Source organism: Streptomyces sp. NPDC001530 (assembly GCF_042894545.1).
Classification (GTDB): Bacteria; Actinomycetota; Actinomycetes; order Streptomycetales; family Streptomycetaceae; genus Streptomyces.
Window position 1 is genome coordinate 64,190 of the sequence record NZ_JBIAVS010000018.1, and the last position, 22,881, is coordinate 87,070.

Here is a 22,881-nt window from a genome sequence, read left to right on the forward strand (position 1 = left end):
CCCCGGGGGGCCCCCCCCCCCCCCCCCCCCAAAAACCCGGGCCCCCCCCCCCCCCCCCCCGGGGGGGGGGGGGGCACCCCCGCGACAAGCCCCCACGCACCCGCAGCCGAAAGGCTGGCCACCCCCAGCCCCCACTCACGTCGTCCGCGCCGTCCCCGTTCCCTTCTCCGCGTCCAACGCGTACACGCATCGGTCCTTGCTGCAGGCGTAGACGACCCCGTCCTTGACGACCGGGGCGCCGGTGATCTCGCCGCCCGTGGCGAGCTTCCAGCGCAGGCGGCCGTCGTCGGCCTTCAGGGTGTAGAGGAGGTGGTCCGTGGAGCCGAAGTGGATACGGCCCTCGGCCACGGCGGGCGCGCCCACGAGGTCACCCCCGGCCTGGAAGCGCCACTTGGGCGTGCCGGTGACGGCGTCCAGCGTGTACAGCCCCTTGCCGCTGCCGACGTGGACGTGACCGGCGGCGACGAGAACCGGCTCGATGGAGGCGCGGGACTCGGTGGCGATGCGCCAGCGGTCGCGGCCGTCGGTGGCGTCGAGGGCGTACACCGTGCCGAGGTAGTCGGCGAGGTACACCCCGCCGCCCGTCACCGCGGGGCCGGGGACGAAGGTCGGCGGGCAGAGGAAGACGGCGGGTGCCTCGAAGTGCCAGCGGACATGGCCGCTCGCCACGTCGATGGCGAGCACGCGGGTGCCGGCGGAGACGTACACGTATCCGTCGGGGGCTTGGGTCAGGCGGACCGGTACGCCGCCGCACGACGCCGCGTCGCCGATCGGGTACGACCAGCGCTCGTCGCCCGTGCGGGCCTCCAGGGCGCGCAGGCGGGCGTCCTTCCAGACGTACACCGTGCCGTCGTGGAGGGCGGGCCCGGCCTCCGGGGACTCGAAGTCGGTCTGGGCGCCGGTGATCTCCCACAGTTTCTGGCCGTTGGAGGCCTCCCAGGCCTGTACGCCGCCGCCGCGCGTGCCGCTGAGGACCGTGCCGCGGTCGGCCTTGAGCGAGTACACCCAGGCGTCCGTGGACAGCCGCCACAGGTCGGCTCCCTCGCGGGCGTCCAGGGCGAAGAGCGTGGGGCCGTCCGAGGCGTGAATGCGGCCGTCCGCGACCGCCATCGACCACGCCACGTCGCGCGTCTTGAAGCGGCGCCGGCCGGTCGCGACGTCCAGTGCGTGGACCTCGAAGGAGGTGACGTAGACGAGGTCGTCCGCCACCGACGGCGTACCCCAGACGTCGTTGGACATACGGAAACGCCAGGGGCGCCAGCCGGAGGCCGACTCGGCGGGCGGGGGCGGTGCCACGGTGGGCGCGGGATCGGCGCCGTTCACGCCGGTGCGCGGCCGGGACCAGGACGCGGCGAGGCCCGCCTCGGGAGGAGGCGCCTTGACGGCGGCGGCGCGGGCGTCGGCGACGCGCGGCCCCGGGCCGATGGGCACCTGGGCGCCCGCGAGCCGCACCGGACCGCTGTCGGGCGCCCCGACGGGCACGGGGGCGTGCGAGGGAGGCGGCGGCACGACGGCGCGCCCGCCACTGCGCCCCCCGCCACTGGACGACGGCTTCACCGCCGGACGGCCCCCACGGCGCGCTTCGATGAGGCCCACCGCCCGCTCGGGCAGCCACGCCGACGCCGTACCGCTGTCGTCGGAGCCGGAGCCGAAGAGATGAGGAGCCAGCTGCGCCTGGAGGTCGGCGGGATTGGGACGCGCCGTCGCCTCCATCTGCATGCAGGACTCGATGAGCGGACGGAGTTCCTCCGGGAGGCCCTCCAGGTCCGGGCCCTCGCGCAGCAGCATGAAGACCGTCTCGACCGGGTTGGCGCCGTGGAAGGGCGCGTGCCCCGTGGCGGCGAACACCAGCATCGAGCCGAGCGAGAAGACGTCACTCGCGCCGGTCACGCTGCGCGAGTCCTTGGCCTGCTCGGGCGACATGTACGCGGGCGTACCGACGGCGACGTTCGTCATCGTCAGACGGGTGTTCGAGACGCCGGACGCGATGCCGAAGTCGATCACGCGCGGCCCGTCCTCGACCACCAGGACGTTCGAGGGCTTGAGGTCACGGTGGACGAGCCCGGCGCCGTGGATGGACTGGAGGGCCTCGGCCACACCCGCCGCCAGCCAGCGCACCGCCTGGGCCGGGAGCGGCCCGCAGTCATTCACTATTTCCTCGAGCGAGGGCGCGGGCACATACGCGGTGGCCAGCCACGGCACGGCCGCGCGCGGGTCGGCATCGACCACGGCCGCCGTGTAGAAGCCGGAGACCGCCCGCGCGGCCTCGACCTCGCGGGTGAAGCGGACCCGGAACAGCTGGTCCTCGGCGAGTTCCGTCCTGACCGTCTTGATCGCCACGCGCCGGCCGGACGCCGAGCGCGCGAGATAGACCAGCCCCATGCCGCCGGCACCCAGCCGTCCCAGCACCTCGAACGGCCCAATCCGCCGCGGATCGTGCTGCGTCAGCTGATCCACCACTTGCCTGCCACCTCCCCGTACGGGCCACGTCATCCACGTATGAACGCGGCCCCGTGCAGCGTCTCACCACCGCACCGCCATGGCGGCACGCACCCCGATTCTTCCTGGCCGAGCCACAGGTTGCGAACCCGGGGGCGAATCGGGGTGTCTCGGGGCAAATCGCCTTACGCCTTCCGTGTCTTCACCGCTCAAGTACGGCGAACGACGCCCCCTGATTGTCCGTGACCACGGCCAGACGTCCGTACGACGTGTCGAAGGGTGCCGCCTGGACCCGTCCGCCCAGCCGGTTCACCGTCCCGAGGACCGCGTCACAGTCCTCGACTCCGAAGTGGACAAGGAAGTGGGGCGGCATTTCGGCCGGGAAGACGTCGGAGACGCGCGCGCGGCCGAAGTCGGGGGACGCGTCGGGGCCGAAGAGGGCGTCGTGGAAGAGGGAACCGTAGAAACGGTCGACGGCCGCCGTGTCCCGCGCGTACAGCTCGGCCCAGCAGAAGGTGCCCCGCTCGTGCCGTCTGCCGAAGCCGGGATGGGTGCCGGCCTGCCAGAGGCCGAAAACGGCGCCCTCCGGGTCGGTCGCGAGCGCCAGTGTGCCCAGCGAGCCGACCGGCGTCGGGGCCGTGATGATCTGCCCGCCCGCGTCCGTGATCCGCCGGCAGAGCGCGGTGGCGTCGGGGGTCGCGAAGTACACCGTCCATACGGTGGGCATCCGGCCGTCCCGTTTGCGCGTGAGACCGGCGACGGGCTCGCCGTCGAGGTGTGCCAGGCCGGAGGGGCCGTACCCCTGGGCGAAGGTCCAGCCGAAGAGCTCGCCGTAGAAGCGCTTGCCCGCCTCCACGTCGGGGAGCTGTGCGTCGACCCAGCAGGGGACGCCTTCTGTGAATACGGCCATGCGGTCAAGCTAACGGGCTTTTATCCCCAGCGCTCGGCGGCTCGCGCTCCCCCGGCACCCCTTCCGTATCCCCCCGATCCACTCCCGCACCCCATTTGCAGTCGGCCGAATCGCGCTCCGATCACCCCTCGGTAAGCTGACGGCATGACAGGACAAGTGCGTACCGTCGACGGCCGCGTGGCCGGACGGCGTGGGCAGGCGACCCGGCAGAAGCTGCTCGACTGCCTCAGCGAGATGCTCAGCTCCTCGCCCTACCGGGACGTCAAAGTCATTGATGTCGCCCGGAAGGCGGGGACTTCACCGGCGACCTTCTACCAGTACTTCCCGGACGTCGAAGGCGCCGTCCTGGAGATCGCCGAGCAAATGGCCGCGGAGGGCGCGGGGTTGACCCAGTTGCTCGAAGGACGTTCCTGGGTCGGCAAGGCCGGCTGGCAGACCGCGCAGGAACTCGTCGACGGCTTCCTGGAGTTCTGGCGCAAGAACGACGCGATCCTCAGGGTCGTCGATCTGGGCGCCGCCGAGGGCGACAAGCGGTTCTACAAGATCCGCATGAAGATCCTGAACTCCGTGAACAACTCCCTTACGGACACGGTCGCCGAGCTTCAGGCCAAGGGCAGGGTCGACAAGGACGTGAACCCTGCCGCGATGGCCGGTTCCCTCGTCGCCATGCTCGCGGCGGTGGCCTCGCACCAGAAGGGCTTCCAGACATGGGGCGTCAAGCAGGCTGAACTCAAGCCGAATCTGGCGCTGTTGGTGCATCTCGGCGTGACCGGGAAGAAGCCGACGAAGTAACGCGCCCCTTCTTATTGGCCCTGTCGGCTCTTATTGGCCCTATCGGCCCAACTCCTGTCATGCGGGCGGCAGTCCACCAGTGTGGACTGCCGCCTGCTGCGCTGTGGGCGGATCCTTACGCGGGCAGCGGGCGGTCCGTCACCACGTGCTTCATCACCAGCGTCGACGTCAGCCGCTGCACACCCGGCAGCGTCGCGAGCCGGTCGTCGTAGAGCCGCTGGAAGGCGGCGAGGTCGGCGGTGGCGACCCGCAGCAGATAGTCCGGCTCCCCGAAGAGCCGTTGCGCGTCCAGTACGTGCGGGATGTCGGCCAGCGCGCGCTCGAAGTCGGCGACGGTGTCCCGGTCCTCCTGGCGCATCGAGACGAAGACCAGCGCCTCGAAGGTCAGACCCACGGCGGCCGGGTCCACGATCGCGCGATAGCCCCGGATGGCGCCGGACCGCTCCAGCTCCCGCAGCCGCCGATGACACGGCGAGACGCTCAGCCGCACCCGCGCGGCCAGCTCGGTCACGGTCAGCCGCCCGTCCTGCTGCAGCTCGGCAAGAATTTTCTGGTCCACGGAGTCCATGGGGCAGATTTTCCCCCAGACGCACCGGTCATGGGCAAACTTCGGGAGCACTTTTGGGGCAATCGCGCCTAATGTTCCCAGCATGGATTGGGGAATGGACTGGGGAATGGTCACGGCGTTCATGGCCGTGGATCTGCTGCTGGTGTGCGTGCCGGGCGCGGACTGGGCGTACGTGATCTCCGCGGGGCTGCGGGGCCGCTCCGTGCTCCCCGCCGTCTCGGGACTCGTCGTCGGGTACGCCGTGCACACACTGCTCGCGGTGGCCGGGCTCGCGGTGCTGGTGGCGGGGTCGCCCGGGCTGCTCACCGCGCTGACGGCGGCGGGGGCCGGGTATCTGGTGTGGCTGGGATGGGGGGTGCTGCGGCGGCCCGGCGCTCCGGGGGCGGCAGACGAGGAGTACGGCGAATCGAGTCGCGCCCGCGTCTTCCTGCGCGGCGCCACGATCAGCGGCCTGAATCCCAAGGGGCTGTTGCTCTACCTGTCCGTGCTGCCGCAGTTCCTCGTCGCCGGGGGCGGGCACCTGCCCGTGGCCACGCAGACCGCCGTACTCGGACTGCTGCACATGGCGTGCTGCGCCGCCGTGTATCTGACGGTCGGCGTCCTGGCGCGGGCCGTACTGAGCGCCCGCCCCGCCGCCGCCCGGGCGGTCACCCGCACGTCGGGTGCCGCGATGCTCGGCATCGGCGCGTTCCTGCTGGTGCAGCGACTGGCGACGCTGTAGTCACGGTGAACAATCCACGCCCGGTTTGCTTACGTATAGGGAGATATCTGCGAAAGGAGAGGCGACCATGAACCTCCTGAAGCGCGCGGCCCTGGCCCTGGCCTCGGTCGCCCTGGTCACCGGCGCCGCGGGTATCGCCGCCGCCCCCGTCTTCGCAGTAGGCCAGCCGGGCCAGTCCTGCGAAGACCAGCCCACCCGCCCCGGGCACTCCGAGAGCGCCCCCGGCTCCGCCTTCAACCCCGACGGCGTCTCCGGCACCCACTACGCCGGCGAGCAGCCGCAGAACTCCAACAACACCCACTCGGTCTCCCAGTACGACACGGCCTGCTTCGAGGTCTCGACACACTGAGTCACCCATGGCAGGCGGTCAACGCCGCACGATCCTGAAGAGCCGTATCTCCCGCTGCACCCGGGCCTGATACGTCGCATACGGCGGCCAGAAGGCCAACACCGCCTTCCAGGCCGCCGCCCGCCCCTCGCCCTCCAGCAGGTGGGCCGTGACCGGGACGTCCTCGCCCTTCCAGCTGACCTCGGCGTCGGGATGGGCGAGGAGGTTGTGGGTCCAGGCGGGGTGGTCCGTGCGCCCGAAGTTGGAGCCGATGAGGATCCAGCTCCGCCCGCTCTCCTCGGGCATGCAGGCCAGCGGCGTACGGCGCGGCATCCCGCTCCTCGCCCCCGTGGCGGTGAGGATCACCCCCGGCAGCATCTGCGCGCTGAGCAGCACCTTTCCGCGGGTGAGCCGGTGTACGGCCCGGTCCAGCGCGGGGATGACGTGCGGCGCGACGCGCGCGAACGTCCGGGTCGACGAAACCTTCTGCACCACGCGCACACCGATGGCCGCCATCACACCGTCACCTCTCGGTTCTCGAAGAGTCGCGCCGCGTCGGCGGCGTGCGCCCGCAGCCGGTGCACCGGCCCGAAGAGCAGCTCGTCGCCGGACGCGCGCTTGAAGTAGAGATGGGCCTCGTGCTCCCAGGTGAAGCCGATGCCGCCGTGCAACTGGATGCCCTCGGAGGCGGCGGTGCGCAGCGCCTCCAGCGCCTGGGCGAGCGCGAGCCCCCCGACTTTCTCGCCCCCGCTGCCGCTCGCCCACGCCGCGTAGTACGCCGCCGACCGCGCCGCCTGTACCCCCACATACACGTCCGCGAGCCGGTGCTTCACCGCCTGGAAGGAGCCGATCGCCCGCCCGAACTGCTCGCGCTGGCGGACGTACTCCACGGTCCGCTCCAGTGCGCGATCGGCGGCGCCCACGGCCTCCGTGGCGAGTACGGCGGCGGCCGTGTCCCCGACGGCGGCGAGCACGCCGGGCACATCGGAGCCGTCGTCGCCGAGCAACTCGGCGTCCACATCGCGCAGTTCGATCCGGGCCTGCGGCCGCGTCTCGTCCAACGACGTCTGCCGCACGCGTACGAGCCCCTCGGCCCCCTCCCGTACGAGGAACAGCAGCGTGCGTGACCGAGCGAACCCCCCTGTGTGTGCGGCCACCACAAGCAGCCCCGCACTGTGTCCGTCGAGCACCTGTGCCGCCTGCCCATAGAGGCGCCACACACCGTCTGCCCGCCGCGCCTGTACGCCCCCGGCGCGCCCGCCGCCCGCCCAGTCCCCGCGGTTGTCGCCGACCAGGCCGAGGGCGGTGGCGAGCCCCGTGCCCGGTACGGCGAGGGCAGCGGTCAGCTCACCGGAGGCGAGGCACGGCAGCAGTGCGGAGCGCTGGGCCCCGGTGCCGAGGGCCAGGATCAGCGGGGCGGCGAGGACGGCGGTCGCGAGCAGCGGCGAGGGCGCGAGGGCGCGCCCCGACTCCTCGCAGGCGAGGGCGAGTTCGGTCACCGAGCAGCCGACACCGCCGTACGCCTCGGGAAGGGCGAGCCCGGGCAGCCCGAGCTGCTGCGCGAGCGCCTCCCACAGCGCCGGGTCGTACCCGGCGGGGGTCAGCACGGCGGCCCGCAGCTCCTCCGGGCCGCAGCGCTTGACCAGCAGCTCGCGCAGAGTGCGCCGGATCTCGTCCTGCTCGGCGGTGAAACGGGCGTCCATGGATGGGCTCCTCCCGGATCTGACGGGCCGTCATGTTAGGGCGAGGGGTGGCAGATGCACAGGGGTGCGACCACCTCCCGACAGAGTGTCTATCTGATGTACCGTCAGATTCATGACTCCAGGACAGCGGACAGGACAGCGGAAGGTCGCCGTCGTCGGCATAGCCCTCTCCGACTGCGGCCGGGTGGACGAGGCGACCCCGTACGCCCTGCACGCCCAGGCCGCCCGCCGCGCGCTGGCCGACTCGGGACTGGACCGGTCGGTGATCGACGGCTTCGCGTCAGCGGGCCTCGGCACCCTGGCCCCCATAGAAGTGGCCGAATACATGGGTCTGAAGCCCACGTGGGTCGACTCCACTTCCGTAGGCGGCTCCACCTGGGAGGTCATGGCGGCGCACGCGGCCGACGCGATCGCGGCGGGCCACGCGAACGCGGTGCTCCTCGTCTACGGATCGACGGCTCGCGCCGACATCAGGGCGGGACGGCGGACCGGCAACCTCTCCTTCGGCGCACGCGGGCCGGTGCAGTTCGAGGTCCCGTACGGCCACACGTTGATCGCCAAGTACGCGATGGCCGCGCGCCGCCACATGCACGAGTACGGCACGACCCTGGAGCAGCTCGCCTCGGTCGCGGTCCAGGCACGCGCGAACGCGGCGGCGAACCCGGAGGCGATGTTCCGCGACCCGATCACCGTCGACGACGTCCTGTCCGGCCCGATGATCGCGGACCCCTTCACCAAGCTGCACTGCTGCATCCGCTCCGACGGCGGCGCGGCGGTGCTGCTGGCGGCCGAGGAGTACGTACGCGACTGCCGTACGACACCCGTGTGGGTCCTCGGCACCGGCGAGCACGTCTCGCACACCACCATGTCCGAGTGGGAGGACTTCACCGTGTCCCCGGCGGCGGTGAGCGGACGGCTGGCGTTCCAGCGGGCGGGGGTGCGCCCGGAGGAGATCGACCTCGCCGAGATCTACGACGCCTTCACCTACATGACCCTCGTGACCCTGGAGGATCTCGGGTTCTGCGGGAAAGGGGAGGGGGGTGCGTTCGTGGACGCCGGAAAGGGGCGGCTGCTGGTGGGCGGGGAGCTGCCGGTGAACACGGACGGGGGCGGGCTGTCGGCCCAACACCCGGGAATGCGGGGGCTGTTCCTGATCGTCGAGGCCGTGCGTCAACTGCGTGGGGAGGCGGGCGAGGGACGGCAGGTGCGGAGGGCGGACGGGGGGTTGCCGCAGTTGGCCGTGGCCTCCGGCACCGGGGGCTGGTTCTGCTCGTCGGGGACGGTGGTGCTGGGCCGCGGGTGAGCGGGTCTACGGCCGTACGCTGATGGTGGCCTCGTCATTGGACGGGTTCGGGTCGTGGCGGCCGGAGACGAACTCGCCGGGCGGGTCCTTGTCCAACAGGCTCACGGTCCCCTCCCCCGGCTCGCCGAGGCGCACGGTGAACTCGAAGGTGCGGGACTTTCCCGGCTTGAGCACGTCGATGTCACAGGTGTACGCGAAGCCGTTGCTGTCGCAGTAGGGCTTGAAGACGCCATCGTCGTACTCCTCCCTGGGCTGCTTCACCAGCGTCAGACCCAAGGGGGGACTGAACACCAGCTGAGTGGAGGAACCGGAGTCGGCGGGACCGTTGTTGCGGACGGTGAGGCGGAGCGTGCGCTTGGCGCCGGGGGCGCCGCGCAGGTCGACGCCGGAGACCTCGTAGTCGGCGTGAGTGTCGAGGGCCACGTAAGTGTGACCGCCGCCCTTCGCGAAGGTGCCCTTCGTGTCCTTGGTGACCTCGGCTACCAGGGTCGGGCCGTTGCCGTAGTCGCCGCCCTTCGTATAGCTGCCGTACTGGCCCGGGCCCATGTCCAGGGCCCAGACATCGCGGCCGAAGGAGGTGTACATCTCCGTCTTCGAAGCGCGGAGCCGCAGGGCGGGCCTGAGGACGACGGTTTCCCCCGGCGCGATCCGGAGGTCCGGGAAACGGCACACAGCAGTGTGGTGGTGGCTGATCTCCGGGTAGCGGCAATTGGCGTATCGCTCCTCGAACTCCAGGCCACCCGAGCTGAGTTCCAGCCCCAGCCCCTTGACCGGCACCTCGCCGGTGTTCCGGACGACGATTGGGCTGGTCACCTCGGCGCCGGGACGGACGCCGTCCAGGAACTTGGGAACCAGCGCCTCGACCACGGGCTCACCGACGACGAACCGGGTACGTGCGGTGAGCTTCTTCCCGTCCTTGGTGCTGTACGTGAAGCGCACGACGCCCGTGTCACCGGGTTTGCTGCCCTTGGCGGCGACCGGGGCGACGCGCGCCGCGTCCACCCAGTTGTTGTACTGGGCGCCAACCTCACAGGTGACGTGTGTGGCGCCGCCCTTGCAGCCGCCGCTGCCGCGCAGCCGAACCGCGTCCTCCGAGCCGCCCAGTACGTCCACGGTGAGCCGACGGCTGCCTGCGCCTCTGCCGTCCTCGGCCCTGAGATGGAAGGGCTCCTTGTCCGAGGGCCCTGACTTGTCGCCGAGGGGACGCAGATAGAAGACCTCGGGAGCGGTGATCCAGGGCGCCGGCTTCCCGGTGCCGCCGCATGCGGTGAGGCCGAGCAGGAGGCTGCCGGTGAGGGCGGCGCCCACTATGGGCCTGGGCTTCAACGGACCGTGCGGAGGAAGGCGGTCCAGGTGGTGGGGGTTACGGCGAGGGTGGGGGCGTCTTCGGGGTTCTTGGAGTCGCGGATGTGGATGGCGGCTGGGGTGGCGGCTATTTCGAGGCAGGCGCCGCCCTCGTTGGTGCTGTAGCTCGACTTCCGCCAGGTGTAGGCGACTTCGAGGCAGGCGCCGCCCTCGTTGTCGCTGTAGCTCGACTTGAACCACGCCAGTTCCGCACTCACAGCTGCCCCGCTTTCCTCTCGATCAACTCCCCGGACTCCCAAGGCGTGAGTGCCTGAGCCCGCAGGATGCCGAAGAGGTGCATCAGTTCGTTGACCCGCTCCGGCTTAGAGATCAACGTACTGCCGCCGTGCCCCTCGGTGTACACCAAGTTCCGCCCCTCCTCCGTACTCATTAGCTGCATCGGCCCTCGCAGCCCGGCATGCGCGTGGCGCTGGGTCGGCATCACCTGCAGCGTCAGGTGGTTCATCGTCCGCATGCAGTCCAGCAGATGCCAGAGCTGCTCTTTCAGTACCTCCGCGCCGCCGATCGGTCGCTCCAGCACCGACTCCTCTACGACCATCGCCACGAGCGGAGGCGGATTGCGGGTCAGCACAGCCTGCCTTTCAAGTCGAGCCTCGACATGCTGCTCGATCTCGTCCCTCGTGTACGCCGGTACGCGGACCCCATACAGCGCCCTTACGTACTCCTCTGTCTGAAGCAGACCGGGGATGAGCATCGTCTCGTACCCGCTGATCACCAGAGCAGCACGCTCCAGCCGTACCCAACTCACGAACGTCGGCGGATACTTCTCCTCCTCCATCATCTCGACGCACGCAATCAGCGCCCCCCTCGCGTCGAGCCCCTTGTCGGCGTCCTTCAGGAACTCGATCGCGGGGATGCGCTCCGCCCGCTCGTACGCCCCGAACAGGGACTCGGAGACCAACAGCAGCTCCCCGGCCTCCTTCTGCGTCAACCCCAGCCGCCCCCGATGGATCCGCAACAACTCCCCCACCAGCCTCCGCCCCATCGACGCCCCACCATTCGCCCCCACAACGACCACCGTCCTCGCCACAACAGCCAATGTGAATCGTGTCCGTCTGGTCACGCTACGCAATCACCGCAACTCTCTTAGCCATGACGCAGAAACTCACCCCGAATTGGGTCCCCAGAACCGGTCTCCAACTCCGCCTCGCGGGCATCCACTTCGACGCCGTCCGCGTATGCGGCATCCGGGGGGAAGCCGTACTGCACCACCTCTCCGAGCTGACCGAAGGTCGCCCTGGACCCGTCGTGCGGGAGATCAACGGCTGCCGGTGGACGTACTTCCTCCTCGCCCCCGGCGAAGGCGCCGAGCACGACTGGCCGCCGGGCGCACGCCGGTTCGGGCGGTCGGCGCGGGACGAGTACATCGGCGTACCGGCGCCGGAAGGCAACACGTACCCGCTCAGCTGGCGCTGCGGCGCGCCGGAGGTCGGCGAGTTCGTGGACGCGGAGCTGCTGCACGGGGTGTTGATGGCGCAGCTGTGCCGGACCGACCCCGGAGTGACCCCCGGGTGATACTCGGGGGCATGGAACCGGATCTTCATGAGTTGCTGCGGTCGCTGCGGGTGTGGGACACGGAGCTGCCCGGCTTCGAGCCGGAGGAGGCGCCGGAGGAGCCGTTGGCCCTGTTCACGCGGTGGTTCGCGGAGGCGGTGGCGGCCGGGCAGACCGAGCCGCACACCGTGTCGCTGGCGACGTCGGACGAGGCCGGGCTGCCGGACGTACGGACGGTGATGCTGCACGGCGCGGATGCCGAGGGATGGGCCTTCGCGTCGCACGCCACGAGCCGCAAGGGCCGGCAGCTGGCCGCACGGCCGTACGCGGCGCTGGGTTTCTACTGGCCGGTGCAGGGCCGGCAGATCCGGCTGCGCGGTCCGGTCACCGTCGCACCGCCGGAGGAAGGTCAGGCGGATCTGCACGCCCGCTCCACGGGGGCGCTGGCCGCGGCGCTGGTGGGCCACCAGAGCGAAGTCCTGTCGTCGCGGGAGGAGTTGGCGCGGGCGTCGGAGGTGGCGTGGGACCGGGCGCAGCGGGAGCCGGACGCGCCGGTCCCCACCTGGACGCTCTACCGCCTCCGCCCGGAGGAAGTGGAGTTCTTCCAGGGCGACGCCCGGCGACGACACGTACGCCTCACCTACCGCCGCACGGACGCCGACGGCTGGCTCAAGGAGCTGCTGTGGCCGTGACGTCCTACGTCGTGCCCTCTCTTACGTCGTGAAGTCGTACGTCGCGAAGTCGGAGACCGGGCGGTAGCCGATGCGCTGGTAGAGGCCGTTGCTGGTGGGGTTGGCGAGGTCGGTGAAGAGCAGTACCTCCTCGGCGCCGGAGGCGAGCGCGGCGCGGCTGACCTCGGCGGTGGCGGCGCCCGCGTAACCGTGGCCGCGGTGGGGGGCCGGGGTGTAGACGGGGGCGACGCGGACCTGTCCGGCGATCAGGGCGGTCGCGCCGGCCATCGAGACGGGGGTGCCGTCGGGGGTCTCCCATAGAGTGACGCCGCCGTAGGAGATCCGGTCGTCGGCCCAGGCGCCGCCGTCGCGGGAGACGCCTTCGCCGATGGTCTCCACGAACTCCCCGTACCAGCGGGAGAGTTGGTCCCGGTCCGCCTCGGTGGCGACCCTTGCGCGGCCGGGTGGCGCGGGCTCGGGCACGGTCAGGCTGCCGAGCCGGTACAGCCGCTCACGGCGGCGCAGCGTGGCCGTGGCTCCCGCCCGCCGCTGCCAGGCCCCGGCGAAGGCCCCGGCGGTGGCGCGGTCGGCCGAGACACCGGGCAGGCTGTGCCCGGCGCCGGCGAGCAGGGCGGCGAGGGCGTCCGCGTCCCTCTCGGACACGGGCGTGAGACTCAGCGGGTACGGCGGCGTACGGAAGAAGGTCGCCCGTACGGCACCGTCCCGCTCCAGGAAACCGAAGACCGGCGTCCCCTCCCCGAACCCGTGCGGTCCGCGCCTGCGCAGCGCGTCCGTCACCGTCAGCGTCACGGTGTGCTGCGCGGGCCGCGAGCGGAGGAACTCCCCGGCCCGTCCGAGGAAGACGTCCAGGTCATGGGTGAGCTGCCAGTCATACGCACCAGGGGCCATGCCCCATGATCCCGTGGGCCCGCCGCACCATGCCTTCGATTTATCGCGCCCCCGCAGACCGCATCCCATAGCCGTCAGAGATCAAGAATCAGGGCGCGCTCGATCCCGATCGCCGACACCCCTGCGTGCTCGTGGGCCGACGCCGTCGCCGGGGTGTGCCCGCGTCGGGGCAGGTCGGGCGCGCCGAAGTTCCGGCAGTCCAGCCTCACTGCCGGCCATCCCACCCGACGGGCACGGTCGGTTCCGGATCCGTCATGAGCCGCCCGTGCAGATGCACGTCCCGGAACGTGTCGTGCCGCCCCGCCTCGAACATCGCGCCCCGCAGCGTCCCCTCGTACCGGAATCCGCAGCGCTCGGCGACGCGGCAGGACACGTCGTGGCCGAGGGCGTGGCCCAGTTCCAGGCGGTGCAGGGCGAGGTGGGTGAAGGCGTAGCGGGCGGCTAGGGCCAGGGCACGGGTGGCGACCTGGCGGCCGCGGGCCTCGGGGAGGACCCAGTAGCCGACGATGGCGCGACTCATGACGTGATTGATCTCGTTGATGCCGACGTGGCCGAGGATCGCGCCGGTGTCCGCGTCCGTGACGCAGAAGGAGACCCCGGTGCCGTCCGCCGTGCTCACGGCGCGCGAACGGAGCGACTCACGGGCGCCGTCGAGGTCATGGATCAGCCTGAGCGGCGTGTTCCAGCGCTGGAACTCCGGGTCGGACAGCCCGCGCAGATACGCCGCCGCGTCGGCGTCGGACTCCGCGTTCCAGAGGCGCAGCCGCAGACCGTGACCGGTCGGCTCGGGGAAGGTGTGGGTGGCGGATTGCTCGTGGACGTCAGCCATCCGGCCATTCAAACGCGTGGCCCCGTACGCGGCACACCCCGGGGCACACCCGGCTCACGCCCGGCTCACGCCCGGCTCACGCCCGGCTCACGCCCGGCTCACGCCTGACTCACGCCGGCTCACGCCCGGGCGCGCCGGAAGACGGGCACCCCCGCACGGAAGGCGACCTCCAGCTCCATCCCGACGCGCAGCGCGCCCTCCGCACAGTCCACCACCTCGGTCATCATCCGCGGCCCCTCCGCGAGGTCGACCACGGCGGCGACGTACGGCACCCGCTCGCCGAACGGCGGCAGGTCGTTGCGGTGCACGACGGACCAGGTGTAGAGCGTGGCCCGCCCGCTCGCGGGCTGCCAGCGCACGTCCTCACTCCAGCAGTACGGGCAGAACTCCCGGGGGTAGTGGTGGGCGCGGTCGCAGGCACCGCAGTGCCGGATCAGCAGCCGCCCCTCCGCCGCCGCGTCCCAGTACGGCCGCGTGAACGCGTCCACCTCCGGCAGATCGAACCGCGCACCACTCACCCCGCTCACCCCGATCACCTTGCTCGACCCGCTCGACCCGCTCACGAGAACAGCCCGAGCCCGATGCGGAGCACGGCCAGCCATTCCGCGCCGCTGAGCCAGATCGTGTCCATGGCCGAACCTCCTGCCGCACCAGAATCTGACGGTACGTCAGTTCAGCGTACGGAGGATGTCTACGCAAGAGGCAGGGGCCGCCCGCCCCTCCACGCCCCCACCACAACCAAGTGACCTACGCCACCAGCCCCACCCACTCCTCCTACACCCGTGATCAGTTCGCAACCGATTCCGGTCTTGACCGAGACCTATCAAGCGGGGGCGTGATTACGCTCGCGCTCATGGCCGACTCGACTGCTTCCTCCACGCCCCGCACGGTGCCGTCCCACGAAGACCGGCCCGTGTACGTGATCGGCGGCGGCCCCGGTGGACTCGCGGCGGCGTACGCGCTGCGCGCCCAGGGCGTACGGGCCGTCGTGCTGGAGAAGTCCGACAACGTCGGGGCGTCCTGGCGCCGCCACTACGACCGGCTGCACCTGCACACGACGCGGCGGCTGTCGGCGCTGCCGGGCCTTGCGATGCCGCGCTCATTCGGGCGGTGGGTGTCGCGGGACAACGTGGTGCGCTACCTGGAGAAGTACGCCGAGTACCACGAGCTGGAGATCGTCACGGGCGTCGAGGTCTCGCGTATCGAGCCCGCCCCGGGCGGCGACGGCTGGCTGCTGCACGCCACCGGCGGCCGCGAACTGACCGGCAGCGCCGTGGTCGTCGCCACCGGCTACAACCACACACCCCATGTCCCCGACTGGCCCGGCCGCGACACCTACACCGGCGAACTCCTGCACGCCGGTGAGTACCGCAACCCCGCCCCCTACACCGGCCGCGACGTCCTGGTCGTCGGCGTCGGCAACACGGGCGCCGAGATCGCCGTCGACCTCATCGAGGGTGGCGCCCAGCGCGTACGCCTCTCCGTCCGCACCACCCCGCACATCGTGCGCCGCTCCACGGCCGGCTGGGCCGCCCAGTTCAACGGGATTCTCGTACGGCGGCTGCCGGTGCGCCTCGTCGACCGCCTCGCCGGTCCGATGGCCAAGCTGAGCGTGCCGGACCTGTCGGCGCAGGGGCTGCCGCGCCCCGACACCGGGCTGTACTCCCGCGTCAACGAGGGCGCCGTCCCCGTCCAGGACGTCGGTCTCATCGACGCCGTCCGCAAGGGACGGGTGGAGATCGTGGCCGCGGTGGACGGGTTCGAGGACGGCAAGGTCGCCCTCGCCGACGGCAAGCGGATCGACCCGGACGTGGTCATCGCCGCGACGGGGTACGAGCGCGCGCTGGAGGGCATCGTCGGGCACCTCGGCGTGCTCGACACCCGTGGCCGCCCGGTGGTGCACGGCGGCCACACCCCGAAGAACGCCCCCGGCCTGTACTTCACCGGCTTCACCAACCCCATCAGCGGCATGTTCCGCGAACTCGCCCTCGACGCCCAGAAGATCGCGAAGGCGGTGGCCCGCGCGACGGAGCGGAAGGCGTCGGCCACCACGCGCTGAGCCCGACCGCCCGTAGCCGCCGAGATCTCCACCTACTGGATCGGCTACCTGGACGGCGCCGTCCGCTCCGGCGAGCGAGTGGCGAAGGAGGTCCTGGCGGCGCTGTGACGGCCTCCGCGGTGCGCTGACGGGTTACTGACGGGTTCCCGACTTCCGCGTGGCGGGTACCACCAAGGTGCCCGCCACAGGTCTTTGCCTGCACAACGGTTCCTGACGCGGCGTCAGTTAAGTAATCTGACACTGCGTCAGTTAGAAGTTGGCTGTCACACAGGAGCGGGCGGACCGATGCTTGGATCAACCCACGGCACCCTCACCACCGACTCCCGCCGGGCCCGGGTCATCGCCTGCGGCGAGCAGCCCTCACCGGTCGTGCACGGCCGGCCGGCCGAGGTCGACGACCTGGACGTCAGCGGGCGTCCCCTCTACGCCGACGCACCCGATCTGGACCGCTTCTTCCGGCCCGAGTCCGTGGCCGTGATCGGCGCCTCGGACACCGAGGGGCGGGCGAACACCGGTATCACGCGGCAACTGCTCGCCTGGGCCGAGCGGGTCGGCGCCCGGCTGCACCCCGTCCACCCCACCCGTCAGTCCGTCTTCGGCATACCCTGCTCCCCTTCCGTCGCGGACCTGCCCGAACAGGTCGACCTGGCCGTGCTGTTGGTCGGTGATCCCCTTCCCGTGATCGAGGAACTGGCCGAGGCCAAGGTGAAGTTCGCCGTCGCCTTCGCCTCCGGGTTCGCCGAGACCGGAGCCGAGGGCGCCGCCGCGCAGACCCGGCTCGCCACCGCCGTCCGCCGCTCCGGCCTCCGGCTGCTCGGGCCCAACACCAACCTCAACGCCTTCGAGAAGTTCCGCGACGACCTAGGCGGCCCCGCGATCGCGCTCATCACCCAGTCCGGCCACCAGGGACGGCCGGTGTTCGCGCTGCAGGAGCTGGGCGTGCGGCTCTCCCACTGGGCACCCACCGGCAACGAGGCCGACCTGGAGACCGCCGATTTCATCTCCTACTTCTCCGAACAGCCCGAGGTCGGCGCCATCGCCTGCTACGTCGAGGGGCTCAAGGACGGTCGCTCCTTTCTGCTCGCCGCCGACCGCGCCGCCCGTCGCGGGGTGCCCGTCGTCGCGGTCAAGGTCGGCCGCACCGAGACCGGCGCCCGCACCGCCGCCTCACACACCGGCAAGCTGACCGGCGCCGACACGGTGGTCGACGCGGCGATGCGGCAGTACGGCGTGATCCGCGTGGACGGACTCGACGAACTCCAGGACACCGCCGCCCTGTTGGCGAGGGCCCGCACCCCGCGCGCCGACGGCGTTGTCGTCTATTCGATCTCGGGCGGCACGGGCGCGCACTTCGCCGACCTGGCGAGCGAGGCGGGGCTGCCTCTGCCGGTCCTCTCCGACGCCAAGCAGACCGAGCTGCACGAGTGGATACCCGCCTACCTGAACGTCGCCAACCCCGTCGACAACGGCGGCCATCCCGTCGGCGACTGGCGCGGCCGGAAGATCATCGACGCGATCCTCGCCGATCCGGCCGTAGGGGTGTTGATCTGCCCGATCACGGGCCCCTTCCCGCCCATGAGCGACAAGCTCGCCCAGGATCTGGTGGACGCGGCGGAGCAGACGGACAAGCTGGTGTGCGTGGTGTGGGGGTCGCCGGTCGGCACGGAGGCCGCGTACCGCGAGACGCTGCTCGGGTCCTCTCGGGTCGCCACCTTCCGTACGTTCGCCAACTGCATCACCGCCGTGCGCGCCTACCTGGACCACCACCGGTTCGTCTCCGCGTACCGCTCCCCCTTCGACGAGGCGCCGCGCACCCCCTCGCCCTCCTTCCGCAAGGCGCAGGCGCTGATGCGCCCCGGCCAGCAGCTGAGCGAGCACGCGGCCAAGCAGCTGCTGCGCGCGTACGGAATCCGCGTGCCGCGCGAGCAGCTGGTGACCAGCGCGGCGGCGGCCGTCCGGGCGGCGAGCCTGGTCGGCTACCCGGTGGTGATGAAGGCCTCCGGGGCGCAGATCGCCCACAAGACGGAACTCGGCCTGGTGAAGATCGGGCTGACCTCCGCCAGCCAGGTCCGCGACGCCTATCGCGAGCTGACCGACATCGCGCGCTACGAAGGGATCACGCTCGACGGGGTGCTGGTGTGCCAGATGGTCGAGCGGGGCGTCGAGATGGTCGTCGGTGTGACGCACGACCAGCTCTTCGGGCCGACCGTGACCGTCGGGCTCGGCGGCGTCCTCGTCGAGGTGCTGCGCGACGCGGCCGTCCGCGTGCCGCCCTTCGGCGAGGACCAGGCACGGGCCATGCTGTCCGAGCTGCGGGGGCGGGCGCTCCTCGACGGGGTGCGCGGGGGGCCGCCCGTGGACATCGACGCGCTCGTCGAAGTCGTGCTCCGGGTGCAGCGCATGGCGCTCGAACTCGGGGACGACATCGCGGAGTTGGACGTCAATCCGCTGATGGTGCTGCCCAGAGGGCAGGGGGCCGTCGCGCTGGACGCGTTGGTGGTGTGCCGCTGAGCGGTCCTCCCACCTGCTCCTGAGCACGAGGCTCACCACCTCCCGTACGAAACGGAGTACCCCCATGTCCGACTCCCCCCGTGAATCCCATGAATCCAGCGAATCCCATAAATCCCGTGAAACCCGTGAAACCCGTGCAGCTCCTGAATCCCCTGCATCTGCCGAAAAGTCCCTCGACTCATTGATACTTCACGCCACTGACAACGCCGTCTCGTGGATCACCCTCAACCGCCCCGAGGCGATGAACGCCCTCACCTGGGACCAGCGGGAACGCGTGATCGGGCTGCTCGCGGAGGCGTCCGCCGACCCGGACGTACGGGCCGTTGTGATCACGGCGACCGGTCGCGGTTTCTGCGCGGGCGCGGACCTGCGCGGGGGGCCGCCGACGGCCGGGGAACGGGTGCCCGGCGACGTCGCCCGCACCATCCGCCTCGGCGCCCAGCGCCTGATCGCCGCCGTCCTCGACTGCGAGAAACCGGTGATCGCGGCGGTCAACGGCACGGCGGCCGGGATCGGCGCCCACCTCGCGTTCGCGTGCGACCTCGTACTGGCCGCCGAGTCGGCCAAGTTCATCGAGGCGTTCGTGCGCCGCGGTCTCGTCCCCGACGGCGGCGGGGCCTACCTTCTGCCCCGCCTCATTGGCCCGCAGCGTGCCAAGGAGCTGATGTTCTTCGGCGACGCGCTGACGGCCGCGGACGCCGAACGGATCGGCCTCGTCAACAGGGTCGTACCGCCGGACGATCTGGAGAAGACCGCCCGCGCATGGTCCGAGCGTCTCGCCACCGGCCCGACCCGCGCCCTCGCCCTCACCAAACAGCTGGTCAACGCCTCCCTCGACACCGACCGGGCGGCCGCCTTCGCCGCCGAGGCGGCCGCACAGGAGATCAACATGACGACGGCGGACGCCAACGAAGGGGTGGCGAGCTTCGTGGAGCGGCGGAGCCCCCGGTACGAAGGACGCTGACTCAGGGCGTGGTCGTGGTGTCCCGTTTCAGGATGCGCAGGTCCCCCGAGTCGGGGTCGCCGAACAGCACGAACAGCTCGGGGGCGGCCTCGCTGCCGCCGATGGTCCAGTACGTGTCGTGGCCGCAGTCTTCGATGTGTACGACGACACCGTCCCGCTCCGACGGCCCGCCCTCGTCGGCGTACGGGTCGTAACGGCCCTCGTTGTCGAGGAACCAGCTGCCGGTCCCGTCGCACCGCGTGAAGTCCTTGGTCGTCACGTCCTCGAACTCGGGCTGGGCGGGCAGCGCCGTGAACTCGGCCCGGCCGCCCGTGCGCAGCCGCAGTACGGCTCCGCCGTCGCCCCGCCAGACGCCGGTGAGTTGCGCGGCGGTGAGTTTCGGGGGCTCGTACTCCTCGATGAGTCCCGTGGACAGGCCCACCGCGCCCGCGACGGCGACCAGCACGCACACTCCGAACGACGCGAGCGCCGAGCGGATCCAGATGCGGCGGCTGCGCGGGGCGTGACCTGTGGCGCGCTCCCGCCTGCGGACATACGCGACGCCCAGCGCGGGCAGGACGCCGGACGCCGCGATCAGCAGGGCTGTCGTGCTGGTGGGCGAGACGCCGAGTACGACGGCGACGGCCGCCCAGAGCACACCGAGTACGGCCACGAACGCCAGATGCCAGGCTCCCTCGGGGCCGCGCACGCGCCGGGTCGCGAGGCGGGCGAGCGTGGCGGCCGGCATCGTGTGCGCCACCGCGTGCAGCAGGCCCACGACGGCAAGGAATAGCGGGCCGAAGACGAGCATGCACAGCAGTCCGGCGGCGGCCAGACCACCGCCGGACCCCGCGCCGTGGGTGTCGTCGTCGAACGTCCCGACCCACCAGATCGCCCCGGCCACCGCGAGCTGCGCCGCGCAGACCGCCGCGGCCGCGTTCAGGTCGGCGTTCGCCCAGGTCAGCCGGGAGCGCTGCTTGGGCCGCCATGTGTCTCCCCACCCCATGGGGCGAAAGATACGCGGGGGTGCGCGGGGCAGTGCCAGGGGGTGCGCGGGGCAGTGCCAGGGGGTGCGCGGGACAGTGCCAGGGGGTGCGGGAGAGCGCTGCGGGAGGGGTTCGCGCCCCTTCCCATCTGACACTCCGTCAGCTTCAATGGTTGATGTGATGGGACACGCAGGGATGGCCGCCGCCGCCGTCCGCTACCTCAGGTCGGCCGGGGCCCCCACCGTCGCGGGGCCCGTCGAGGCGTTGCCGCGCCCGGACCTGCGCGCGGTCGGCGACGACGAACGGGCACCGGTCGATCAGGCTGAGTTCCGGCGGGTGTTGGGGACCTTCGCGACAGGCGTGACCGTTGTGACCGCACCGGCCATGGGCAGCGAGGACGGGGCCGGAAGCGGAGCCGGTGACGGGGCCGGAAGCGGGGCCTGGGACGGGGCCGTTAGCGGAGCCGGAGACGGCGCGGGGCCCGCCGGTTTCGCCTGCCAGTCCTTCTCCTCCCTCTCCCTCGACCCTCCGCTGGTCTGCTTCATGGTCGGTCGTACGTCGACGACCTGGCCGCGGATCGCCCGCGCGGGCGTGTTCTGTGTGAACGTGCTCGGGGCGCACCAGGGCGAGCTGTGCCGCGGCTTCGCGGTGAGCGGCGCGGACAAGTTCGCCGGGGTCGTGTACGACGCGGCGCCCGTCTCCGGCTCACCCCGCCTCGCGGGCGCCGCGGCCTGGATCGACTGCACGATCCACGCGGTGCACACGGGCGGGGACCACCTGATCGTGGTGGGACGGGTGGACGCGCTCGGCACCACCGGTGACGGCGACGTGGCACCGCTGCTGTTCCACAAGGGCCGGTTCCTCTAGCGGGGTGCGGCGGAGCCGGTTCGGCGTGTGGGCGCGCCCGCGGTTCCAGGCCGGCCGACCTCCGGCGAAGCCGGTTCAGGGCGTATGCCAGGCCGGCCGTCCTCAGGCGACCGCCGGTACGGCCACCACCGGCCGCCGGCGTCGGATCACCAGCGCCATCAGCGCCGCCGCCGCGCACAGCGCGCCCGAGGCGTACCAGACGACGTCGTACGAGCCGAAGGTGTCCCGGGCCATGCCGCCGAGGAAGGCGACGAGGGCGGCGCCGACCTGGTGGGAGGCGAGGACCCAGCCGAAGACGATGGCGCTGTCCTCCCCGTACTGCTCGCGGCACAGGGCCAGGGTGGGCGGGACCGTGGCGACCCAGTCGAGACCGTAGAAGACGATGAAGAAGATCATCGGGGGGTGCACGGTCGGCGCCAGGAGCATCGGGAGGAAGAGGAGCGAGATGCCGCGCAGCGCGTAGTAGACCGCCAGCAGCCGGCGGGGCTCGAAGCGGTCGGTGAACCAGCCGGAGGCGATCGTTCCGACCACGTCGAAGACGCCGATGACCGCGAGGAGCGAGGCGGCGGCCGTGATCGGCATGCCGTGGTCGTGGGCGGCGGGCACGAAGTGGGTCTGGATCAGGCCGTTCGTGGAGGCGCCGCAGATCGCGAACGTCCCGGCCAGCAGCCAGAACGGGCCCGTGCGGACCGCGGAGAACAGAACGGTCACCGCGCGCCGCGCGGCCCCCGGCACCGGCTCGGGCTTCGGCACGAACTCCTTCGCCCCGTATGGCTTCTGGCCCACGTCCGCCGGGTGGTCCCGCAGCAGCAGCCAGACGAAGGGGACGACCGCGAGGGCCGCGAGGGCCACCGTCACCGCGGCGGGACGCCAGTCGTGCTCCGTGACGATCCAGGAGAGCAGCGGCAGGAAGATCAGCTGGCCGGAAGCCGAGGCCGCCGTCAGGATGCCGGTCACCAGGCCCTTCCGCTCCGTGAACCAGCGGTTCGTGACCGTCGCCGCGAAGGCGAGCGCCATCGAGCCGGAGCCCAGGCCCACCAACAGGCCCCAGCAGAGCAGCAGTTGCCAGGCTGCCGTCATCCACACGGTCAGCCCGGAACCGAGCGCGATCACGGTCAGCGCGACCGCCACCACGCGCCGGATGCCGAGGCGGTCCATCAGCGCGGCCGCGAACGGCGCCGTCAGCCCGTACAGCGCGAGGTTGATCGAGACCGCCGCGCTGATCGTGCCGCGCGACCAGTGGAACTCGTCGTGCAGCGGATCGATCAGCAGCCCCGGCAGCGAACGGAAGGCCGCCGCGCCGATGATCGTCACGAAGGTGACGGCGGCGACGAACCACGCGCGGTGGATGCGATGAGGGGAGGGGCGGGTGGGCCGGGATTCCTCTGCGGCTGCGGTGGCATCGGTTGTCTGGGTCACGCCATAGAGCTTCGGGGATCGGATCCCGGCGAACCACTGGCCCGAAGGACAGCATTCGCTATGA

At 71.5% G+C, this 22,881-nt stretch carries 23 protein-coding genes and 1 pseudogene; 10 read left to right on the forward strand and 14 right to left on the reverse strand.

Annotated features, from left to right (window positions below):
* Nucleotides 1–135: 135 nt before the first annotated feature.
* Nucleotides 136–2,460, reverse strand: a complete 2,325-nt coding sequence (locus ACFY0T_RS33415) for a PQQ-binding-like beta-propeller repeat protein (RefSeq protein ID WP_388879021.1) — start codon at nucleotides 2,458–2,460, stop codon at nucleotides 136–138.
* Nucleotides 2,461–2,641: 181 nt separating this feature from the next.
* Nucleotides 2,642–3,349: a VOC family protein gene (locus ACFY0T_RS33420; protein ID WP_388879024.1), complete on the reverse strand. Its 708-nt coding sequence runs from the start codon at nucleotides 3,347–3,349 to the stop codon at nucleotides 2,642–2,644.
* A gap of 156 nt (nucleotides 3,350–3,505) precedes the next feature.
* Here ACFY0T_RS33420 and ACFY0T_RS33425 point away from each other — a divergent pair, with 156 nt between their 5' ends.
* Nucleotides 3,506–4,141: a TetR family transcriptional regulator gene (locus ACFY0T_RS33425; RefSeq protein WP_388879478.1), complete on the forward strand. Its 636-nt coding sequence runs from the start codon at nucleotides 3,506–3,508 to the stop codon at nucleotides 4,139–4,141.
* A 115-nt stretch (nucleotides 4,142–4,256) separates the two neighbouring features.
* Here the strand turns inward: ACFY0T_RS33425 and ACFY0T_RS33430 are convergent, their stop codons facing one another.
* Entirely contained in the window at nucleotides 4,257–4,709 is a 453-nt protein-coding gene (locus tag ACFY0T_RS33430; RefSeq protein WP_388879027.1) for an Lrp/AsnC family transcriptional regulator, read from the reverse strand.
* Nucleotides 4,710–4,803: 94 nt separating this feature from the next.
* Here ACFY0T_RS33430 and ACFY0T_RS33435 point away from each other — a divergent pair, with 94 nt between their 5' ends.
* Together ACFY0T_RS33435 and ACFY0T_RS33440 are read left to right on the forward strand one after the other, a co-directional pair.
* Nucleotides 4,804–5,430: a LysE family translocator gene (locus ACFY0T_RS33435; protein WP_388879481.1), complete on the forward strand. Its 627-nt coding sequence runs from the start codon at nucleotides 4,804–4,806 to the stop codon at nucleotides 5,428–5,430.
* A gap of 67 nt (nucleotides 5,431–5,497) precedes the next feature.
* Entirely contained in the window at nucleotides 5,498–5,779 is a 282-nt protein-coding gene (locus tag ACFY0T_RS33440; RefSeq protein ID WP_388879030.1) for a hypothetical protein, read from the forward strand.
* Nucleotides 5,780–5,797: 18 nt separating this feature from the next.
* Here ACFY0T_RS33440 and ACFY0T_RS33445 read toward each other — a convergent pair whose 3' ends face one another.
* Together ACFY0T_RS33445 and ACFY0T_RS33450 are read right to left on the reverse strand one after the other, a co-directional pair.
* Nucleotides 5,798–6,274 carry a nitroreductase/quinone reductase family protein gene (locus ACFY0T_RS33445; protein ID WP_388879033.1) on the reverse strand — a complete coding sequence of 159 codons (477 nt, stop codon included), beginning with the start codon at nucleotides 6,272–6,274 and terminating at the stop codon, nucleotides 5,798–5,800.
* On the reverse strand, nucleotides 6,274–7,461 hold the full coding sequence (locus tag ACFY0T_RS33450) for an acyl-CoA dehydrogenase family protein (protein WP_388879036.1): 1,188 nt from the start codon (nucleotides 7,459–7,461) through the stop codon (nucleotides 6,274–6,276). The genes ACFY0T_RS33445 and ACFY0T_RS33450 overlap by 1 nt, the downstream gene beginning before the upstream one ends.
* 112 nt (nucleotides 7,462–7,573) lie before the next feature.
* On the opposite strand from ACFY0T_RS33450, the gene ACFY0T_RS33455 reads away from it, so the two are divergent.
* Nucleotides 7,574–8,764 (forward strand): acetyl-CoA acetyltransferase, encoded by a 1,191-nt coding sequence (locus tag ACFY0T_RS33455; protein WP_388879039.1) that lies wholly within the window; start codon nucleotides 7,574–7,576, stop codon nucleotides 8,762–8,764.
* Between the two features lie 6 nt (nucleotides 8,765–8,770).
* On the opposite strand, the gene ACFY0T_RS33460 is transcribed toward ACFY0T_RS33455, so the two are convergent.
* The 3 genes from ACFY0T_RS33460 to ACFY0T_RS33470 are packed head-to-tail and all read right to left on the reverse strand — an operon-like array spanning nucleotide 8,771 to nucleotide 11,159.
* Entirely contained in the window at nucleotides 8,771–10,090 is a 1,320-nt protein-coding gene (locus tag ACFY0T_RS33460; protein WP_388879043.1) for a hypothetical protein, read from the reverse strand.
* Entirely contained in the window at nucleotides 10,087–10,326 is a 240-nt protein-coding gene (locus ACFY0T_RS33465) for a DUF397 domain-containing protein (protein WP_388879046.1), read from the reverse strand. Before ACFY0T_RS33465 ends, ACFY0T_RS33460 begins: the two co-directional genes overlap by 4 nt.
* Complete coding sequence (locus tag ACFY0T_RS33470; protein ID WP_388879049.1) at nucleotides 10,323–11,159, reverse strand: helix-turn-helix transcriptional regulator; 837 nt, start codon at nucleotides 11,157–11,159, stop codon at nucleotides 10,323–10,325. Before ACFY0T_RS33470 ends, ACFY0T_RS33465 begins: the two co-directional genes overlap by 4 nt.
* Before the next feature lie 62 nt (nucleotides 11,160–11,221).
* Between ACFY0T_RS33470 and ACFY0T_RS33475 the strand changes: the two genes are divergently transcribed.
* Together ACFY0T_RS33475 and ACFY0T_RS33480 are read left to right on the forward strand one after the other, a co-directional pair.
* Nucleotides 11,222–11,644: a hypothetical protein gene (locus ACFY0T_RS33475; protein WP_388879052.1), complete on the forward strand. Its 423-nt coding sequence runs from the start codon at nucleotides 11,222–11,224 to the stop codon at nucleotides 11,642–11,644.
* A gap of 11 nt (nucleotides 11,645–11,655) precedes the next feature.
* On the forward strand, nucleotides 11,656–12,315 hold the full coding sequence (locus ACFY0T_RS33480; RefSeq protein WP_388879055.1) for a pyridoxal 5'-phosphate synthase: 660 nt from the start codon (nucleotides 11,656–11,658) through the stop codon (nucleotides 12,313–12,315).
* A gap of 21 nt (nucleotides 12,316–12,336) precedes the next feature.
* Here the strand turns inward: ACFY0T_RS33480 and ACFY0T_RS33485 are convergent, their stop codons facing one another.
* The 4 genes and pseudogenes from ACFY0T_RS33485 to ACFY0T_RS33500 all read right to left on the reverse strand — a co-directional run.
* Nucleotides 12,337–13,203, reverse strand: coding sequence for a GNAT family N-acetyltransferase (locus tag ACFY0T_RS33485; protein WP_388879058.1), 867 nt, complete (start codon nucleotides 13,201–13,203; stop codon nucleotides 12,337–12,339).
* Nucleotides 13,204–13,408: 205 nt separating this feature from the next.
* A complete protein-coding gene (locus ACFY0T_RS33490) occupies nucleotides 13,409–14,032 on the reverse strand; it encodes a GNAT family N-acetyltransferase (protein WP_388879061.1) in 624 nt (207 codons plus the stop codon).
* 119 nt (nucleotides 14,033–14,151) lie between these two features.
* Nucleotides 14,152–14,550 carry a Zn-ribbon domain-containing OB-fold protein gene (locus tag ACFY0T_RS33495; protein ID WP_388879484.1) on the reverse strand — a complete coding sequence of 133 codons (399 nt, stop codon included), beginning with the start codon at nucleotides 14,548–14,550 and terminating at the stop codon, nucleotides 14,152–14,154.
* A 47-nt stretch (nucleotides 14,551–14,597) separates the two neighbouring features.
* Nucleotides 14,598–14,663, reverse strand: a pseudogene (locus ACFY0T_RS33500) (DoxX family protein); the annotation flags it as partial.
* A 222-nt stretch (nucleotides 14,664–14,885) separates the two neighbouring features.
* Between ACFY0T_RS33500 and ACFY0T_RS33505 the strand changes: the two are divergent.
* The 3 genes from ACFY0T_RS33505 to ACFY0T_RS33515 all read left to right on the forward strand — a co-directional run bounded on the left by ACFY0T_RS33505 (nucleotide 14,886) and on the right by ACFY0T_RS33515 (nucleotide 19,566).
* A complete protein-coding gene (locus tag ACFY0T_RS33505) occupies nucleotides 14,886–16,091 on the forward strand; it encodes a flavin-containing monooxygenase (RefSeq protein WP_388879064.1) in 1,206 nt (401 codons plus the stop codon).
* Between the two features lie 285 nt (nucleotides 16,092–16,376).
* Nucleotides 16,377–18,602, forward strand: a complete 2,226-nt coding sequence (locus tag ACFY0T_RS33510) for an acetate--CoA ligase family protein (protein ID WP_388879068.1) — start codon at nucleotides 16,377–16,379, stop codon at nucleotides 18,600–18,602.
* 64 nt (nucleotides 18,603–18,666) lie between these two features.
* Nucleotides 18,667–19,566 carry an enoyl-CoA hydratase/isomerase family protein gene (locus tag ACFY0T_RS33515; protein ID WP_388879071.1) on the forward strand — a complete coding sequence of 300 codons (900 nt, stop codon included), beginning with the start codon at nucleotides 18,667–18,669 and terminating at the stop codon, nucleotides 19,564–19,566.
* A 1-nt stretch (nucleotide 19,567) separates the two neighbouring features.
* Here ACFY0T_RS33515 and ACFY0T_RS33520 read toward each other — a convergent pair whose 3' ends face one another.
* Entirely contained in the window at nucleotides 19,568–20,551 is a 984-nt protein-coding gene (locus tag ACFY0T_RS33520; RefSeq protein WP_388879074.1) for a hypothetical protein, read from the reverse strand.
* Between the two features lie 160 nt (nucleotides 20,552–20,711).
* On the opposite strand from ACFY0T_RS33520, the gene ACFY0T_RS33525 reads away from it, so the two are divergent.
* Nucleotides 20,712–21,398, forward strand: coding sequence for a flavin reductase family protein (locus ACFY0T_RS33525; protein WP_388879077.1), 687 nt, complete (start codon nucleotides 20,712–20,714; stop codon nucleotides 21,396–21,398).
* Nucleotides 21,399–21,500: 102 nt separating this feature from the next.
* Here the strand turns inward: ACFY0T_RS33525 and ACFY0T_RS33530 are convergent, their stop codons facing one another.
* Nucleotides 21,501–22,817: an MFS transporter gene (locus ACFY0T_RS33530; protein ID WP_388879080.1), complete on the reverse strand. Its 1,317-nt coding sequence runs from the start codon at nucleotides 22,815–22,817 to the stop codon at nucleotides 21,501–21,503.
* Between the last annotated feature and the right edge of the window lie 64 nt (nucleotides 22,818–22,881).

Excerpts from the sequence above, each read along its gene's own strand:
- ACFY0T_RS33420 (WP_388879024.1), bottom strand. The coding sequence starts at position 3,349 with ATGGCCGTATTCACAGAAGGCGTCCCCTGCTGGGTCGACGCACAGCTC.
- ACFY0T_RS33430 (WP_388879027.1), bottom strand. The coding sequence starts at position 4,709 with ATGGACTCCGTGGACCAGAAAATTCTTGCCGAGCTGCAGCAGGACGGG.
- ACFY0T_RS33435 (WP_388879481.1), top strand. The coding sequence starts at position 4,804 with ATGGACTGGGGAATGGTCACGGCGTTCATGGCCGTGGATCTGCTGCTG.
- ACFY0T_RS33440 (WP_388879030.1), top strand. The coding sequence starts at position 5,498 with ATGAACCTCCTGAAGCGCGCGGCCCTGGCCCTGGCCTCGGTCGCCCTG.
- ACFY0T_RS33445 (WP_388879033.1), bottom strand. The coding sequence starts at position 6,274 with ATGGCGGCCATCGGTGTGCGCGTGGTGCAGAAGGTTTCGTCGACCCGG.
- ACFY0T_RS33450 (WP_388879036.1), bottom strand. The coding sequence starts at position 7,461 with ATGGACGCCCGTTTCACCGCCGAGCAGGACGAGATCCGGCGCACTCTG.
- ACFY0T_RS33455 (WP_388879039.1), top strand. The coding sequence starts at position 7,574 with ATGACTCCAGGACAGCGGACAGGACAGCGGAAGGTCGCCGTCGTCGGC.
- ACFY0T_RS33475 (WP_388879052.1), top strand. The coding sequence starts at position 11,222 with ATGACGCAGAAACTCACCCCGAATTGGGTCCCCAGAACCGGTCTCCAA.
- ACFY0T_RS33480 (WP_388879055.1), top strand. The coding sequence starts at position 11,656 with ATGGAACCGGATCTTCATGAGTTGCTGCGGTCGCTGCGGGTGTGGGAC.
- ACFY0T_RS33485 (WP_388879058.1), bottom strand. The coding sequence starts at position 13,203 with ATGGCCCCTGGTGCGTATGACTGGCAGCTCACCCATGACCTGGACGTC.
- ACFY0T_RS33490 (WP_388879061.1), bottom strand. The coding sequence starts at position 14,032 with ATGGCTGACGTCCACGAGCAATCCGCCACCCACACCTTCCCCGAGCCG.
- ACFY0T_RS33505 (WP_388879064.1), top strand. The coding sequence starts at position 14,886 with ATGGCCGACTCGACTGCTTCCTCCACGCCCCGCACGGTGCCGTCCCAC.
- ACFY0T_RS33510 (WP_388879068.1), top strand. The coding sequence starts at position 16,377 with ATGCTTGGATCAACCCACGGCACCCTCACCACCGACTCCCGCCGGGCC.
- ACFY0T_RS33515 (WP_388879071.1), top strand. The coding sequence starts at position 18,667 with ATGTCCGACTCCCCCCGTGAATCCCATGAATCCAGCGAATCCCATAAA.
- ACFY0T_RS33520 (WP_388879074.1), bottom strand. The coding sequence starts at position 20,551 with ATGGGGTGGGGAGACACATGGCGGCCCAAGCAGCGCTCCCGGCTGACC.
- ACFY0T_RS33525 (WP_388879077.1), top strand. The coding sequence starts at position 20,712 with ATGGGACACGCAGGGATGGCCGCCGCCGCCGTCCGCTACCTCAGGTCG.